Consider the following 15,445-nt stretch of genomic DNA (forward strand, 5'->3'; position numbering starts at 1 on the left):
ACGCCGGGGGGGCGGAACCGCCCCCCCGGACCCGGCCGCCTACCGCATCGGCGGCGCGTAGTGCAGCCCGCCCTGGCTCCACAGCCGGTTGGGGCCGCGCTCGATGCCGATCGGCACGATGTTGCGCTCCCACATCTCCGCGTAATTGCCGACCTGACGGATCATGCGCGCGGCCCAGGCGTCATCCACCCCGAGCGCCGTGCCCAGCCCCCCGGTGCGGCCCAGCAGGCGCTGCACTTCCGGCACCGTGCTGTCCATCATCTGGTCGATGTTCTGGCTGGTCACGCCCAGTTCCTCGGCGGTCAGCAGCGCGTAGAGCGTCCAGCGCACGAGGTCGAAGAACTTCCAGTCGCCCTTGCGGATGGCCGGCCCGAGCGGCTCCTTGCTGATCACTTCCGGCAGGATGCGCCAGGCCGTGCCATTGGCACCCTGGGCGTAGCGGAAGGCGGCCAGCGAGGAGACGTCGGTCGCATAGGCATCGCAGCGCCCGGCGATGAAGGCGCCGCGCATCGCCTCGATATCCTCGATCAGCAGCGGGCTGAACCGCATGCCGGTCTGGCGGAAGTAGTCGGCGACGCCGAGTTCGGTGGTCGAGCCGGGCGAGACGCAGACCGTCGCGCCGTCCAGCCCGCGCGAACTGGTGACGCCCGAGGCCGCCTTCACCATGAAGCCGGTGCCGTCGTAAAACGAGATGCCGGCGAAGGCGAGGCCGAGCGAGGCCTCACGCCCCAGGGTCCAGGTCGTGTTGCGCGCCAGCACATCGACCTCGCCCGATTGCAGCGCGGTGAAGCGCTGCTGCACCGAGGTCGGCACATTCCGCACGCGGGAGGCATCGCCGAGCAAGGCCGAGGCGATGGCGCGGCAGATATCCACATCCAACCCGCGCCAGACGCCCTGGCTGTCGGGCAGGGCGAAGCCGGCGGTGGAGGGCGAGACGCCGCAGATCAGCATCCCGCGGCCGCGGATGGCGCCCATGATATCCGTGGCGGGCTGGGCCTCGGCCGCGGGGGACGAGAGCATCTGGGCCGATAGGAACAGCATCCCGGCGCCGAGGAGCCGGGGGATGGATGAAAGCCTCATGTCCTGATCTCTCCCTGGATCGCGGCCAGTCTCGGGGCTTCCCGCGCCGTTCCGCAAGCAGCATCGCCGCCGCAATCCGCTGGCGCCCGGAAGTCCTGTTTGATACGATCCCAATCTGTTCGGGGGGATGACATCATGGCCACAAGGCTGGTGTTTTTCGCGACCAATCGCCTGTTCGACCCCAAGGGTCCGGGCTTCGGCACGGTGCCGGACGATCCGCCGGGCCGGGTTCTGGCCGGCTGGGTGGATACCTCCGGCGAGGCCGATCCGGCACTGGAGGGCAAGGCCGGCACGCCGCATGTCGAGGCGTTCGATGATCCCGACAGCGGGCTGGTGACCGTGCTGAAGCAATGGCTCGCCAAGGCCGAGGGCGGCATCGCGCTGCTTTCGGTGCATGGCTTCAACTACAGTTTTTCCGCCGCCATGGCTCGCACCGGCGCGCTTTGCGCCTGGCTGGAGGAGGGTGGCGCGCCGCCGCTGGTGCCGCTGTGCTTCACCTGGCCGAGCAATGGCGTCGGCAGCATCGGCGCCTACAAGGATGATCAGGTGGATGCGGCAAGCTCCGGCCTCGCGCTGGCGCGGCTGGTCGCGGCCGTGGCCGCGCTGAAGCCGACGGTCCCGGTCGTCTATCTCGCGCATTCGATGGGCGCGCGGGCGACCCGCTGCGCGATGCAGGAGATGGCGCAGCGCTTCTCGCCGCTGCCCAAGGGCGTCTTCCGCCAGGCGGTGATCATGGCCGGGGATGACGCGGCGGATGTGTTCGACGCGGGCGAGGGCTGGGCCAGCGACAGCGCCGGCGGGATGCGGCCGCTGGCCAGCCTCGCGCGCTACGTGACCATCGGGGTGAACCGCGCCGATGGGGTGGTCTCGCTGGTCTCGGGCCAGGTGAACCGCGGCGACCGGCTGGGCACCGCCGGGCCGGGCCGGCCCAAGGACCTGCCAGGCAATGTGAAGGTGGTGGATTACAGCGAGGTGGTGGCCGGGGCCGACCTCAAGCCGGTGCCGACGCATGAGGTGGAGCCGAACTGGATCGGCCACCAATACCTGCGCAACGACAAGCGGGTGCGCCAGGACCTGGTGGCGCTGATGGCGCAGGACACGGCGCCCGAGCAGGTGAAGGACCGGCGCTGGGGAGAGCCGCAGCCGGCGGTGGCGTTCGGCGAATTCGCGGACCGGCTGTATCCGGTGTGAGGGCGGCCAGTCTAGGGAGAGCATTGCCTAATTGAACACGACCCGGCAGGGTACTACCGATATTGAACCCATCGCAGGTGGGGCATAGCATTGGGCGACGAGGATTTGCTTTTCCCTTTCGAATTCTACCTAGTGGGTACTCCTCTTTCGTTGCAAGCGAATACTGCCTCGAAGGTGCGTTGGAAGAATGAGGTGAAAGAGGCCGCCCGGAATCGAGTAAGAGAAACTGCAGAGTGGACGTACCTTGAGGAAGAGCCGCTTGCACTGACGATCTACTATTTTCCCACCGCTCCTATGGGCGGCGACATCGATAACATCGTGAAGCCAATTATGGACGCTTTGATAGGAGTGGTTCACTTGGACGATCAGGTTGTCGAACGCGTCGTCGCCCAGAAGTTCGAACCCGGGGTGAGATGGACCTTCGCCGAGCCGAGCGAACAGCTCGCGGCGGCGTTGGACACAATCACGGCTTCGGAGAGCCCCGCGCCTGTTGTATATGTCCGTGCCGACAACGATCTGAGCTGGAGGAGGCTCTAATGACTGCACCCGCTCGATCCTGGCCGGAAGAGGCTGAGCGTGAGTTCCTTGCGGGACTGCGGGCTCAATATGTTGACCAGGGCTTCACCTTTGTTGTCGATCCCCGGCCTGACGACCTTCCGGCGTTCCTCGGCTCCTATCGGCCCGATGCCATCGCCAAAAAGCCGGGAGCCAACATAGCCATCGAAGTCAAGCAGCGCCCTAGCCCTGCTACGGAATGGTCGCTGACACGAATCCGCCGCCTCTTTGAAGGACACCCCGACTGGCAGCTGGTCGTTACCTATATAGGAAGCGATCCGTTGAAAACGCTGACCATCCCCGTTTCGTCGACCGCCGACATCCGCCGCCGGGCAGAGGAGGTTCGGACTTTGGAGATCCATGGGCAGCAGCAAGCCGCTTTTGTCATGGCTTGGTCCTTGTTAGAGGCCGCGCTTCATCGGATCGAAAGCGAGAAAGGAGCGCGGCCCCGCACCCCCGGAACAGTGGTGCAGACCTTGGCGATGCTTGGCTATATTGACCCGGCGCTCGAACAGAGAGTTCGTCCACTGATCGACCTGCGCAACCGCATCGTTCACGGCGATCTACATGCGGAGCCTTCGCCCTACGACGTGCATTTGGTGTTATCCGCCGTCGAGCAAGCACTGGCGAACGACGCGAGCTAGTCTACCCTGCCGCGACCTCCTCCCGCATCCGCGCCAGGAGCGCATCCTTGTCCGCCACGCAGCCGCCGGCGAACCACCACCCGCGCACGCTGTTGTAGAGCCGCCCGATACGCGGCCCCTCCGGCACGCCGAGGTCCAGCACATCCTGCCCGAGCAGCGGGAAGACCGGCACCGGCGTCGCCGCCAGCAGGGCGCGGTCGGCGGCGCGGTCCTGGCCATCCTCGGCCTCGGCCAGCAGCAACTCGGCCTGGGCTTCCGCCGCGCCGTAGAGCGCGAGCAGCCGCCGCGCCGCATCGTGATCCAGCCCCGGATCGGGGCGCGGGTCGTGGCGGTGGCCGCAGTAGCGGGAGAGCCTGCCGCGTTCCTCGCCCGACATCCGCAGCCGCCCCGCGAGCCCGCCGAGGCCGCGCGGCAGCACCTCGCCCAGCAGTGCCGCGAGGCGCAGCACCGGATCGGTGGAGGGGGTGATCGCGACCAGCCGCCGCAGCCGGGGCAGGCGGGGGATGGTGTTGGCCTCGGTCACCTCGGGCAGCACCGCGCCCAACACGCCGCAGGCGGCCATCAGCGCCAGCGCGTCGCAGGGGTCGGGGGCGATCAGCAGGCGTTTCAGCTCGGACCAGACCCGTTCGGCCGACAGCCGCGCGAGGCCGGGCACCGCCGCCGCGATCGCCGCGATCGCCGCCGGATCGGGCGTGCCCCGCCCATACCGTGCCTGGAAGCGGAAGAAGCGCAGCGCGCGCAAAAAATCCTCGGCCAGCCGCGTGGCCGGATCGCCGACGAAGCGCACCCGCCCCGCCGCCAGATCCGCCCGCCCGCCAAAATAATCCCAAAGCCGGCCGTCGGCGGCCAGCGACATGGCGTTGATGGTGAAATCCCGCCGCGCCGCATCGATGCGCCAATCGGTGGTCCAGGCGACCTCGGCATGGCGGCCGTCGGTCGCGATGTCCTGGCGCAGCGCCGTCACCTCCACCGGCTCACGGTCGAGCACGGCGGTGACGGTGCCATGGGCGAGCCCGGTTTCGAACACCCGCAGCCCCGCGGCGCGCAGGCGCTCGGCGATGGTCTCGGGCGGGAAGGGGGCGGCGACATCGATATCGGCCAGCGGCCGCCCGGCCAGCAGGTCGCGCACCAGCCCGCCGACCGCCCGCGCCCCGGGCAGGGCCGCCAGCACCGCCCCGGCCGCGCCGGAGGCCAGCGCGGCCGGGGGGGCGATCCGGGTGCTGGGAGGGTCCCCGCTCATCGCGCGGGCACCACATGGCCGGGGATGATCTCGCCATCCGGGCCGAGGCGCGGCGGCACATAGACCGCATGGCGGTCCTGCGCCCGCGAGAATCCGTAGATCACCGCCCCCCCCAGCATCAGCACCACCCCCGCCGCCGCCAGGCCAAGCACAGGCCCGGAGGGCTCGGCCGTCGGATTGGCCCGGCGCCACAGCCACCAGGCGCCGAAGGGCAGGAGAAACAGCAGCGGTTCGAACAGCCAGTCCATGGTTCCGATCCGGACAGGGCCGAGCAGGAGACGCCTGCGGGACCGCCGGGGCAATCCGTCATTCCCGTAGCACGCGGGCGAGGTTCAGCAGGATGGTCGCCGTCGCGCCCCAGACCAGGTGCCGGTCATGCGGCCAGACCCAGAACACTCGGTCTCGTCCGCGGAAATTCCGCTGCCCGCGCTCCGGCAGCATCGGGTCGAGCAGCCGGGAGAGCGGATATTCGAAGGGCTCCTCCACCTCATCCGGCGCGGGGGTGAGGCTGAAGGGCGGCGTCAGCAGCGCCACCACCGGGGTGATGCGATAGCCGGTGCCGGTCAGATGGTCCGGCAGCCGCCCCAGCAGCACCGGCAGGCGCGGGTCCAGCCCGACCTCCTCGGCGGCCTCGCGCAGGGCGGCGGATTCGGGGGTCTCGCCCGGTTCGATCCGCCCGCCGGGGAAGGCGACCTGGCCGGCATGGGCGTTCAGCGTGGCGGCGCGCAGCGTCAGCAGCACGGTCGGCTCGGGGTGGAGCAGGATGCCGACCAGCACCGCCGCCTCCTTCGGCGCCTTGCCGTTGAGCAGGTCCATGGCGTCATCGGAGGAGGTGGCGCCCGCCCGTGCCAGCCGCACGGGGTCGCGCAGCCGGGCGGCGATCTCGGGGCCGGTCAAGATCGGGGCGACCGGCCGGACGATCAGCGGCCCGCCTGTCAGCGATTGGTCCATCACCGGGGTGTGGGCTCCGGCCGGCCCCGAGACAAGATCAGGCATCCGCCTCGGGCGGCAAATCGTCGATCGGGAAGAAGATCCCCTCGCTCCAGACCCCCAGCACCTTGCGGTCCTCGATCTGCTCCGCTTCGGCCAGGGCGACGAGTTCGTAGAAGACCGGGCGGGTCAGCCGCGCCTCCAGCCCCGGCCGCACGGTGACATAGGGGGAGGGCTGCCGCGTCTTCGGGCAGAGCCTGACCCGGATCGGGTGCGCGTCATCGGCGGTCACGATTTCGTCAAGATTCGTGCGGAAGGCGAGGCACTGGCGGGGCTTCCCATCCGCGTCGGGGCACTGCCGCCAGAACATCTCCACGGCCAGGAAGGGGGCGTCCTCGACCTCGATCTGCCCACGTTCCGCCGGTGTTTCCAGCCAGAAGGAGCCATCCTCCTCCCGCCGCAGCACGCTGGCGAACAGGCACACCAGCTCCTTGCGGTTGATCGGGGAGCCCTTGTAGTGCCAGCGCCCGTCCCGCGTGATGCGGATGTCGAAATCGCCGCAGGATTGGGCGCGCGGACGGGGGGTTGCGCGGTCGGGAAGCAGGCGATCGGTCCGGACCGGCGGATGCCCCGTTCCGCCCTCATGCGGTGCTTTGTTGGTTTGACCGAGCATCATAGGCTTCCCGGAGGACCGCGCACCGCACCGCTTTTCCGGCGGGCTCGCGTCCCCATTTGTTGTCTTGCCGGATGGCCGGCCCCCGAACTCATCGTTCGGACTGCATATAGGGAGCCGCAAGGCGATGGTTGAAGTGGCGACAGCCTCCGAAAACGCGCTGGACGGCATGAATGACGCCGCCCGGTCCCTTGCGACCGTCGCCGAGGCCGAGGCCCTGGCTGAGAAACTCGGCCGGGTGCGGGCCGGAATCGGCCGTGTCATTTTTGGCCAGGACCAGGTGATCGAGCAGGTGCTGGTGGCGATTCTCTCCGGCGGCCATGCGCTGCTGGTGGGTGTGCCGGGCCTTGGCAAGACCAAGCTTGTGGATACGCTGGGCACGGTGCTCGGGCTCGATGCCCGCCGCGTGCAATTCACGCCGGACCTGATGCCCGCCGATATCCTGGGTTCGGAGGTGCTGGAGGAAGGCGAGGGCGGCCGTCGCGCCTTTCGCTTCCTGCCTGGCCCGATCTTCTGCCAACTGCTGATGGCCGATGAGATCAACCGCGCCAGCCCCCGCACCCAGTCGGCCCTGTTGCAGGCGATGCAGGAGCAGCGGGTCGCCGTCGCCGGCACGCTGCATCCGCTGCCGGTGCCCTTCCATGTGCTGGCGACCCAAAACCCGATCGAGCAGGAGGGCACCTACCCGCTGCCCGAGGCGCAGCTCGACCGCTTCCTGCTGGAGGTGGACGTCCCCTACCCGGACCTCGCCGCCGAGCGCGCCATGCTGCTGGCCACCACCGGCTCGCGCGACGTGAAGCCGGAGGCGGCGATGACCACCGCCGAATTGCTGGCCGCCCAGGCGCTGATCCGCCGCATCCCGGTCGGCGAGAAGGTGCTGGATGCGATCCTCGCCTTGGTCCGTGGCGCGCGGCCGGAGGGCACCTCCAACGAGATGGTCCGCCGCGTCCTCGCCTGGGGCCCGGGGCCGCGGGCGGCGCAGGCGCTGATGCTCGCCTCCCGAGCGCGGGCGGTGCTGGACGGGCGCCTCGCCCCCAGCATCGATGATGTGCGGGCGCTGGCCGAGCCGGTGCTGCGGCATCGCATGGCGCTCAGCTTCTCCGCCCGCGCCGATGGAATCCGCCTCTCCGATGTGATCCGCACCCTGGCGGAGGAGCTTGGCTGACCATGCCGGCCCCCAGACCCCCGGCGGCCGAGGCCCTCGGCGCCCGGCTGCCGCCTCTGGTGGTGGCGGCGGACCGGGTCGCGGCCACGGTCCGCGCCGGGGTGCATGGCCGCCGCCGTCCAGGGCAGGGGGATGCCTTCTGGCAGTTCCGCCCCTTCGCCCAGGGTGATGCGGTGAACCGGATCGACTGGCGGCAATCCGCCCGTGGCGACCGGCTCTACGTGCGCGAGACGGAATCCGAGGCCGCGCAGACCATCGGCCTCTGGCGCGCGACCGGCCCCGGCATGGGCTGGCGCGGTGCCGCCTCCCGCCCGACCAAGCGCGAGCGCGCGGAGCTGCTGCTGCTCGCCCTGGCCTCGCTGCTGCTGCGCGGGGGGGAGCGGGTGCGGCTGCTCGGCGCCGGGCGCACCCTGGCCGGGCGCGGCGCGCTGGAGCGGCTGGCCGAGGACCTCGGCGCCTCCGAGGGCGCGCTGGACGACCCGAGCCTCTCCCGCCATAGCCGCATCGTGCTGTTCGGGGATTTCTGGGCGCCGCTGCCGGAGTGGCAGGCGCGGCTGTCCGGCTTCGCCGCGCGGGGGCTGCGCGGCACCCTGGTCCAGGTCATCGACCCGGCCGAGGAAAGCCTGCCCTATGCCGGCCGCATCCGCTTCGAGGGGCTGGATGGCGAGGCCCCCGAACTGCTGCCCCGGGTCGAGGGCGTGCGCCCCGCCTATGCCGCCCGCGTCGCCGCGCATCGCGCCGGGCTGCATGATCTGGCCCGCATGGCCGGCTGCACCCTGCTGACGCACCACACCGACCAGCCGCCGGAGGCCGCGTTGCTGGCGCTGTGGCTGGCCTTGGCCGAGGCCGCTCGCTGATGCTCTCGCTTGGTCCGCTCGCCTTCGCCGCCCCCTGGGTGCTGGTGGCGCTGGTCGGGCTGCCGGTGCTGTTCTGGCTGCTCCGCGTCACGCCGCCCTCGCCCAGGCGGCAATCCTTCCCGGTGCTGCTGCTGCTGCGCGGGCTGGTCGCGGCCGAGACCACGCCCGCGCGCACCCCCTGGTGGCTGCTGCTGCTGCGGATCGTGGTCGCGGCGCTGGTCATCATCGGCCTGGCCCGCCCGGTCTGGGGGCCTGGGGCCGGGGCCGGCGGTCCGGGGCCGCTGCTGCTGGTGGTGGATGACGGCTGGGCCTCCGCACCCGACTGGGCCGAACGCATCGCCGTGGCCCAGGGCGCGCTGGAGGCCGCGAGCCGCGAGGCCCGCCGCGTCGCCCTTTTCCCCACCGCCCCCACCGAGGCCGCCGAGCCGCCCCACCCGGGCCCGCTGCTGCCGGCCGAGGAAGCCCGCGCCCGCCTCGCCGCCCTGCGCCCCAAGCCCTGGGCCGCCGACCACGCCGCCGCCGCCACCGCCTTGGCCGAATGGCGCGGGAGCAATGCGCTGGGCGATGGCGCGCTCAGCAGCCTCTGGGTGACCACTGGGCTGGCCGGCGACGGTGGCTTCGATACCCTGGCCACCGCGCTGCGTCGCGCCGGCCCGCTGACCCTGGCCCGCGCCGAGGACCATCCCATCCGCCTGCTGCTCGCGCCCGAGGCGGAGCCCGAGCGCCTCATCCTCCATATCGCCCAGACCCCCGAGCCCCGCCCCGGCGAGGCCGTGGTCCTGGCCCGCACCATCGACGGCCGCACCCTGGCCCGCGCCGTCATCCCGCTGGAGGCCGGCGCCACCACCGGGCAGGCCGCGCTGGACCTGCCGATCGAGCTGCGCAACCAGGTTACAAGGCTGGATTTGCAGGACACCGCCGGTGCCGGCGGCGTGGTGCTGCTGGACGAGCGCTTCCGCCGCCGCCCCGTCGGGCTGATCGCTGGCGACGAGGCCGGGGCCGATGCGGAACTGCTGGGCGATGTGTTCTGGCTCGACCGCGCGCTGTCGCCCTTCGTGGAACTGCGGCGCGGCAGCATCGAGACCTTGCTCTCCCGCCCCCTCGCCTTGCTGATCCTGGCCGACCGGCCGCTGACCCCGGGCCGGGAGCAGCAGGCGGTGGCCGATTGGGTGGAGAAGGGCGGCACCTTGCTGCGCTTCGCGGGGCCCCGTCTGGCCGAGGCCGCCGATCCGCTGCTGCCCGTGCCGCTGCGGGCGGGGGAACGGGCGCTGGGCTCGGCGCTGTCCTGGGAACAGCCGCAGCATCTGGCCGCCTTCCCCGAGGGCAGCCCCTTCGCCGGGCTGCCGGTGCCGGAGGAGGTGCTGGTCGAGCGCCAGGTCCTGGCCGAGCCGGTGGCGGGGCTCGCGGAGCGCACCTGGGCGCGGCTTGCCGATGGCACGCCTTTGGTCACCGCCGAAAACCGGGGCCGCGGCCGCATCGTGCTGGTGCATGTCACCGCCAATGCGGCGTGGTCGAACCTGCCGCTCTCCGGCCTCTACGTCGATCTGCTGCGCCGGGTGATCGGGCTCTCGGCCGGGGTGGCCGGGGTGCAGGGCGGCCAGCCGCTGCCGCCGCTGGAGGTCCTGGATGGCTTCGGCCGGCTCGGCCTGCCCGGCGCCGCCGCGGCGGCGGTCGCGGGCGAGGCCATCGCCTCGGCCGCCCCCGGCCCGCGCAGCCCGCCCGGCTGGTATGGCGCGGCGGGCGAGGGGGCGGAGCGCCGGGCATTGAACCTTTCCGCCGGGGTGCCCGCGCCGGTGCTGGCGGCGCTGCCGCCGGGGGTGCCGGTCCGTCCCATCGGCGGGGTGCCGGCCGAGGCGGATCTCGGCCCCTGGCTGCTGGCCATGGCCCTGTTGCTGCTGGTGCTCGACATGCTGCTCTCGCTGCGGCTGCGCGGCTTCCTCACGCTCAGGGCGGCGAGCCTCGCGCTGCTGCTGGCGCTCACCCCGGCGATGGCGCAAGCGGAGCCGCCCGAGGCGGTGGTGCTCGCCCAGGCGACGCGGCTTGCCTATGTGCTGACCGGGGATCCCACGGTGGATGAGGTCTCGCGCCAGGGGCTGGTCGGGCTGTCGGATTTCGTGAACCGCCGCACCGCCGCGGCCCTGGCCGAGCCCGTGGGGCTGGTGCCGGGGCGCGACGATTTGTCCTTCTTCCCGCTGATCTACTGGCCGGTGCTGCCCTCGGCGCAGGCGCTGGATGCGATGGGGGCGGAGGCGGTGAACGCCTTCTTCCGCAATGGCGGCATCATCCTGTTCGACACGCGGGACGAGGGCTCGGGCGAGGGCACCTGGCCCGGCGCGCCTGCGGCGCTGCGCCGGTTGACCCGCGATCTGACAGTGCCGCCGCTGGCGCCGATCGCCGACGACCATGTGCTGCGCCGCGCCTTCTATCTGCTGCCCGAAATGCCCGGCCGCTTCGCCGGCGGGCAGGTCTGGGCGGCGCGGGACCAGGACCGGGCGAATGACAGCGTGAGCCCGGTGATCATCGGCGGCCATGACTGGGCGGCGGCCTGGGCGGTCGATGGGCGGGGTCAGAACCCCTATGCCACCATCCCCGGCGGGGCGCGGCAGCGAACCCTGGCCTATCGCTTCGGGACCAACCTCGTGATGTACGCGCTGACGGGGAATTATAAGGGCGATCAGGTGCATGTGCCGGCCATCCTCGAACGGCTGGGGAATTAGGCGATGAACCGGACCGCGGCGGGGCTCGATCTCGCGCCGATCCTGCCCTGGTGGCTGCTGGCGGGGCTGGCCGTGCTGGCGCTGCTGGCGACCGGGCTCGCGCTCTGGCGCGGGGCGCAGGGGGCGTGGTGGCGGGCGGCGGCCTTCTGCGCTGTGCTGCTGGCGCTCGCCAATCCCCGGCTGCGCGAGGAAACCCGCGAGACCCGCCCCGACATCGCCCTGGTGATGGTCGATGACAGCGAGAGCGCCCGTGTCACCGGCCGCGCCCCGCGCATCGCCGCGGCACGGGAGGCGGTGGCGCAGCGCCTCGCGCGGTTGCCGGAGCTGGAAACCCGTTTCGTCACCGTGCCCGAGGGCGGCACCCAGGGCACAAGGCTGTGGTCGGCGATGGAGGCGGCCCTGGCCGAACTGCCCCGTGCCCGGCTGGCCGGTGTGCTGGCCCTGACCGATGGCCAGGTGCATGACGTCCCCGCCGATCCGGCGCTGGGCGCGCCCTTCCATCTGCTGCTGGCCGGGCGGCCGGGGGAGGTGGACCGCCGTATCCGCCTGCTGGAGGCCCCCGGCTTCGGCATCGTCGGCCGTTCGGTGGAGGTGCGGCTGGTGGTCGAGGACCTCGGCACGCCCCCGGGACAGGCGGCCGGCGCCGCGCGGCTGACCATCCGCCGCGACGGCCAGCCGCCGCGCGTGGAAAGCGTGGTGCTGGGCCGCGAGCACAGCGTCACCGTCCCGATCGAGCGCGGCGGGCCCTCGGTGCTGGAACTCTCGGTCGAGGCGCGGCCGGGCGAGGTCTCGGAGATCAACAACCGCGCCGTGGTCACCATCAACGGCGTGCGCGACCGGCTGCGGGTGTTGCTCGTGTCCGGTGAGCCGCATGCCGGGGAGCGCACCTGGCGGCGGCTGCTGAAGGCCGATCCGAATGTGGACCTCGTCCACTTCACCATCCTCCGCCCGCCGGAGAAGGATGACCTGACCCCGCTGAACGAGCTGGCGCTGATCGCCTTCCCGGTGCGGGAGCTGTTCCAGGTGAAGCTGCGGGATTTCGACCTCGTGGTCTTCGACCGCTTCGCCAATCGCGGGCTGCTGCCGCCGCTCTATCTGCGCAACATCGGCGACTACGTCCGTGGCGGCGGCGCGCTGCTGATGTCGGTGGGGCCGGAATTCGCCGGGCCCACCAGCCTCGCCGCGACGCCGCTGGCCCAGGTGATACCGGCGCGCCCGAGCGGCGGCGCGCAGGCCCTGGCCGAGGGCGCCTTCCGCCCCAGCGTCACCGAGGCCGGCGCCCGCCACCCGGTGACGGAGGGGCTGCCGCTGGCCAATCACGACGCCGAGCCCGCGCGGTGGGGGCAGTGGTATCGCTGGCTGCGGACCGAGGCGCGCGCCGGGACCACGGTGATGTCCGCCCCCGGCGCCGCGCCGCTGCTGGTGCTGGACCGGGTGGGCGAGGGCCGCGTGGCGCTGCTGCTGTCCGACCACATCTGGCTGTGGTCGCGCGGCCATGACGGCGGCGGCCCCCAGGCCGAGCTGCTGCGCCGCATCGCGCATTGGCTGATGCGCGAGCCGGAGCTGGAGGAGGAGGACCTCGCCGCCCGGATCGAGGGCGGCACGCTGCACATCCTGCGCCGCAGCGTCGAGGCGGGGCCGCCGCCGGATGTGACCGTGACGGCCCCCGATGGCACGGCCTCCCGCCAGCCGCTGCGCCCCGACCAGGGTGGGCGCGCGGTGCGGCAGATGGCGGCGACCATGCCCGGCGTCTGGCAGGTGACCGACGGCACCCGCACCGCCTTCGCCGCCGCCGCCGCCGCCAACCCGCCCGAGATCGCCGATTTGCGCGCCGATGAGGCGCGGCTGCATGCGGCCGTCCTGGCCGGCGGCGGGGGGACGCGCTGGCTCGGCACCGGCGCGGTGCCGGTGCTGCCGGATATCCGCCGGGTCTCGGCCGGGCGGGATGCGGCGGGGCCGGGCTGGATCGGGCTGCGGCGGAACCAGGACCATACCGTCACCGGGGTGTCGGCGACGCCGCTGCTGCCGCCCTGGGCGGCGCTGCCGCTGGTGCTGGGGCTGCTGCTGCTCGCCTGGCGGCGCGAGGGGCGTTGAGCCGTCTGGCGCTGCGCGGGCCGCCGTCCCACATTGGGGGGATGAAGCCCCTCCGCGCCGCTCTGCTCGCCCTGCCGCTCCTTGCCGCCTGCGCCACCGGCCCGACCGTGGAGCAGCGTCTCGGCACCCTGATCGGACGGCCGGAGGGCGATGTCGTCGCCGCCCTCGGCGTGCCGACCCGGGTGCATGAGGTGGATGGCCGCCGCTTCCTCCAGTTCGAGCAGAGCCGGACGGTCCCGATCCCCTCCTCGCCTTTCGGCAATGGCTATGGCTGGCGTCGCGGCTATATGCCGGGGCCGAGCTATGCCGTCGTGCAATGCGCCATCACCTTCGCCCTGCGGGATGGGCGGGCGGAGTCGTTCTCCCTCCGCGGCGATGGCTGCGGGTAGGTGGCGGCGCGGACGCGGAGGCGCTAGTCTGGCCGCCATGCGCGCCCCTGCTCTCCTGACGATCCTTGTGCTGCCCGTCCTCGCGGCGGCGACCCCTGCCTTTGCCCAGCCTGAGGGCCCCGGCATCATCCGCCCCAACCAGGCCCCGGCGGCGGCCAATGCGCCGCCGCCGGCGCTGCCCGGACTGGCGGCGCGCCCCGCCCCCGCCCCGATCGCGCCCGAGGCGGGCGCGGCGCTGGGCCCCAATGCCTCGCTGTTCGATGCCATCAACCGCGGCGACATCGCCGCGGCGCGGGATGCGGTGGGCCGGGGCGCCGACCTGGGTTCGCGCAACCTGCTGGGGCTGACGCCGATCGATGCGGCGGTGGACCAGGGGCGGACCGAGATCGCCTTCTACCTTCTGGCGGCGCGCGGCACGGCGCAGCCCTCGCGGGCGCCGGCCACGGCCAGCATCGCCCGCCCGCCTGGGCGGGGCGCGCCGCTGGCGACGCCGCCCGCCGCCCGTGGCCCGGCGACGCCGGCGGCGGTGATGCAGCCCAAACTCTGGGCCGATGATGGCGGGACGCCGCGGCCCGAGGCCGGCTTCCTGGGGTTTGATGCCGGTCGCCCGGCCGGCGCGCAGCCGCCGCCCGCGGCGGCGCGCCGCACCCGAGGCTGATTTACTGGCGGCTGATCACTCCCGCCGCAGGACCCCATCGACCAGCCGATCGGCCCAGGCGCGGCTGCGGAAGGCCGCGCGCAGGGCGTCCTCGTCGTAATCTTCGCGCAGCCAGTCCATGAACGGCTTCGGCGCGGCCTTGGCATAGGCGTGGAAGAAGGCGTCCAGGATTCCGGTGCGGCTGGCCGAGACATGGCCCCAGCGCCAGGAGAGCTGGCCCATCGCCTCCTCCACCGGCCGGCCCTGCAACAGCAGCCAGAGCCCCGCCGCGAGCCCGGTGCGGTCGGCGCCGGATTTGCAATGGATCAGCACCGGCTCCTCGATCCGCTGGAACAATTCGGCCAGGCGCTCGATCCGGTCCTTGTGCGGGGCGCCGCGCGATTCGAGGGGGAGATCGTAATGCGCGAGGCCGAGCCGCGCCGCTTCCCCGCGCGACAGCGCATCCGCCCCGCAGTCCAGCCGGTGGCCGCGCAGGTTGATCATGCTGCGGATGCCGTGCCGCCGCACCGCCTGCGCGATCTGGAAGGGCAGCGGGTGGTTGGAGCGGTACAGCCGCCCCGGCGCCACCACGCCCCAGTTGCGCCAGGGAATCCGCAGCCCGGCATGGTCCACGAACAAGGCATTGGGCCAGGGGGTTTTCACGCGGCCGGGTTTAGGGGCCCCCTGCACCAGATGGAAGGGGCAAGCGGTCATCGCCCGGCCTGGATCCAGCGCCGCGCGCCCGAGCCCGGGTCGCTGCGGGTATGCGTCGCACCCCGGCCGCGCTGCGACAGCACCAGCGGCTTGCCGGTGCCATCGCAGGGACAGACCAGGGCCCGGGGGATGTCGGTCAGCTTGCGGATGGCGGCGCCGTAGCCGGTGCAGAAGCCGGCCAACTGGATGTCCAGGAAGGCCCCGCCATCGCTGAGGTCCACCACCTGGCCCCAATCCCCGGCGCGGCCCATGGCCAGATTGCCGCTCTCGTCCCGCAACAGCCGGACCAGATCCCCGGGGTGGTAGGCGGCCACCCGTGCCTCGCCGTCGCTGCCCTGTTCGATCCGCATGCTCGTGCCCTTCCCTCGCGCAACGCGAGAGTGTGGCGGGGCAAGGGTTGCGGTTTGGTATCTAGAGCGGGATGCGTTTAGGTTCGATTGTATCCTGAATGGGTGAAATAGTTGGTGCATTCCGCGGGTGTGTAGGTGTCGAGGAGAGTGCCGATGGTAGCGCAGACGGCGTCGCTGGTGCGCGCGGCGGCCTTGCGCAGCAGGTGTTT

16 protein-coding genes are annotated in these 15,445 nt (G+C 72.3%); 9 read left to right on the forward strand and 7 right to left on the reverse strand.

Annotated features, from left to right (window positions below; all coding sequences use genetic code 11):
• Positions 1–39: 39 nt before the first annotated feature.
• The gene (locus tag C8P66_RS19155) at positions 40–1,080 is read right to left on the reverse strand and encodes an amino acid ABC transporter substrate-binding protein (RefSeq protein ID WP_211314204.1); all 1,041 of its coding nucleotides are present in this window, start codon (positions 1,078–1,080) and stop codon (positions 40–42) included.
• A 135-nt stretch (positions 1,081–1,215) separates the two neighbouring features.
• On the opposite strand from C8P66_RS19155, the gene C8P66_RS19160 reads away from it, so the two are divergent.
• From C8P66_RS19160 to C8P66_RS19170, 3 genes are all read left to right on the forward strand, one after another.
• Positions 1,216–2,271, forward strand: a complete 1,056-nt coding sequence (locus C8P66_RS19160) for an alpha/beta hydrolase (RefSeq protein ID WP_111399894.1) — start codon at positions 1,216–1,218, stop codon at positions 2,269–2,271.
• Positions 2,272–2,445: 174 nt separating this feature from the next.
• The gene (locus C8P66_RS19165; RefSeq protein WP_281271362.1) at positions 2,446–2,808 is read left to right on the forward strand and encodes a RusA family crossover junction endodeoxyribonuclease; all 363 of its coding nucleotides are present in this window, start codon (positions 2,446–2,448) and stop codon (positions 2,806–2,808) included.
• Complete coding sequence (locus tag C8P66_RS19170; protein WP_111399896.1) at positions 2,808–3,470, forward strand: HepT-like ribonuclease domain-containing protein; 663 nt, start codon at positions 2,808–2,810, stop codon at positions 3,468–3,470. The genes C8P66_RS19165 and C8P66_RS19170 overlap by 1 nt, the downstream gene beginning before the upstream one ends.
• A gap of 1 nt (position 3,471) precedes the next feature.
• Here C8P66_RS19170 and C8P66_RS19175 read toward each other — a convergent pair whose 3' ends face one another.
• Genes C8P66_RS19175 through C8P66_RS19190 form a run of 4 tightly spaced genes read right to left on the reverse strand, consistent with a single transcriptional unit; the run spans position 3,472 to position 6,313 of the window.
• The gene (locus tag C8P66_RS19175) at positions 3,472–4,710 is read right to left on the reverse strand and encodes a CCA tRNA nucleotidyltransferase (RefSeq protein WP_111399897.1); all 1,239 of its coding nucleotides are present in this window, start codon (positions 4,708–4,710) and stop codon (positions 3,472–3,474) included.
• Complete coding sequence (locus tag C8P66_RS19180; RefSeq protein WP_111399898.1) at positions 4,707–4,958, reverse strand: hypothetical protein; 252 nt, start codon at positions 4,956–4,958, stop codon at positions 4,707–4,709. Before C8P66_RS19180 ends, C8P66_RS19175 begins: the two co-directional genes overlap by 4 nt.
• A gap of 58 nt (positions 4,959–5,016) precedes the next feature.
• Positions 5,017–5,661: an NUDIX hydrolase gene (locus C8P66_RS19185; RefSeq protein WP_111399899.1), complete on the reverse strand. Its 645-nt coding sequence runs from the start codon at positions 5,659–5,661 to the stop codon at positions 5,017–5,019.
• A gap of 37 nt (positions 5,662–5,698) precedes the next feature.
• Entirely contained in the window at positions 5,699–6,313 is a 615-nt protein-coding gene (locus C8P66_RS19190) for a DUF1285 domain-containing protein (RefSeq protein WP_111399912.1), read from the reverse strand.
• Positions 6,314–6,482: 169 nt separating this feature from the next.
• Here C8P66_RS19190 and C8P66_RS19195 point away from each other — a divergent pair, with 169 nt between their 5' ends.
• The 6 genes from C8P66_RS19195 (at position 6,483) to C8P66_RS19220 (ending at position 14,193) form a co-directional block, all read left to right on the forward strand.
• Complete coding sequence (locus tag C8P66_RS19195; RefSeq protein ID WP_245903676.1) at positions 6,483–7,478, forward strand: AAA family ATPase; 996 nt, start codon at positions 6,483–6,485, stop codon at positions 7,476–7,478.
• A gap of 2 nt (positions 7,479–7,480) precedes the next feature.
• On the forward strand, positions 7,481–8,335 hold the full coding sequence (locus C8P66_RS19200; RefSeq protein ID WP_111399901.1) for a DUF58 domain-containing protein: 855 nt from the start codon (positions 7,481–7,483) through the stop codon (positions 8,333–8,335).
• Positions 8,335–11,052, forward strand: a complete 2,718-nt coding sequence (locus C8P66_RS19205) for a DUF4159 domain-containing protein (protein WP_111399902.1) — start codon at positions 8,335–8,337, stop codon at positions 11,050–11,052. The genes C8P66_RS19200 and C8P66_RS19205 overlap by 1 nt, the downstream gene beginning before the upstream one ends.
• A gap of 3 nt (positions 11,053–11,055) precedes the next feature.
• Entirely contained in the window at positions 11,056–13,146 is a 2,091-nt protein-coding gene (locus C8P66_RS19210) for a hypothetical protein (RefSeq protein WP_111399903.1), read from the forward strand.
• 41 nt (positions 13,147–13,187) lie between these two features.
• Positions 13,188–13,535 carry a hypothetical protein gene (locus tag C8P66_RS19215; RefSeq protein ID WP_111399904.1) on the forward strand — a complete coding sequence of 116 codons (348 nt, stop codon included), beginning with the start codon at positions 13,188–13,190 and terminating at the stop codon, positions 13,533–13,535.
• A 67-nt stretch (positions 13,536–13,602) separates the two neighbouring features.
• The gene (locus C8P66_RS19220; protein WP_111399905.1) at positions 13,603–14,193 is read left to right on the forward strand and encodes an ankyrin repeat domain-containing protein; all 591 of its coding nucleotides are present in this window, start codon (positions 13,603–13,605) and stop codon (positions 14,191–14,193) included.
• Between the two features lie 15 nt (positions 14,194–14,208).
• Here C8P66_RS19220 and C8P66_RS19225 read toward each other — a convergent pair whose 3' ends face one another.
• Together C8P66_RS19225 and C8P66_RS19230 are read right to left on the reverse strand one after the other, a co-directional pair.
• A complete protein-coding gene (locus tag C8P66_RS19225; RefSeq protein WP_111399906.1) occupies positions 14,209–14,886 on the reverse strand; it encodes a tyrosine-protein phosphatase in 678 nt (225 codons plus the stop codon).
• Positions 14,883–15,236, reverse strand: a complete 354-nt coding sequence (locus C8P66_RS19230; RefSeq protein WP_111399907.1) for a hypothetical protein — start codon at positions 15,234–15,236, stop codon at positions 14,883–14,885. The genes C8P66_RS19225 and C8P66_RS19230 overlap by 4 nt, the downstream gene beginning before the upstream one ends.
• Between the last annotated feature and the right edge of the window lie 209 nt (positions 15,237–15,445).

Source organism: Humitalea rosea, assembly GCF_003253705.1.
Classification (GTDB): Bacteria; Pseudomonadota; Alphaproteobacteria; order Acetobacterales; family Acetobacteraceae; genus Humitalea; species Humitalea rosea.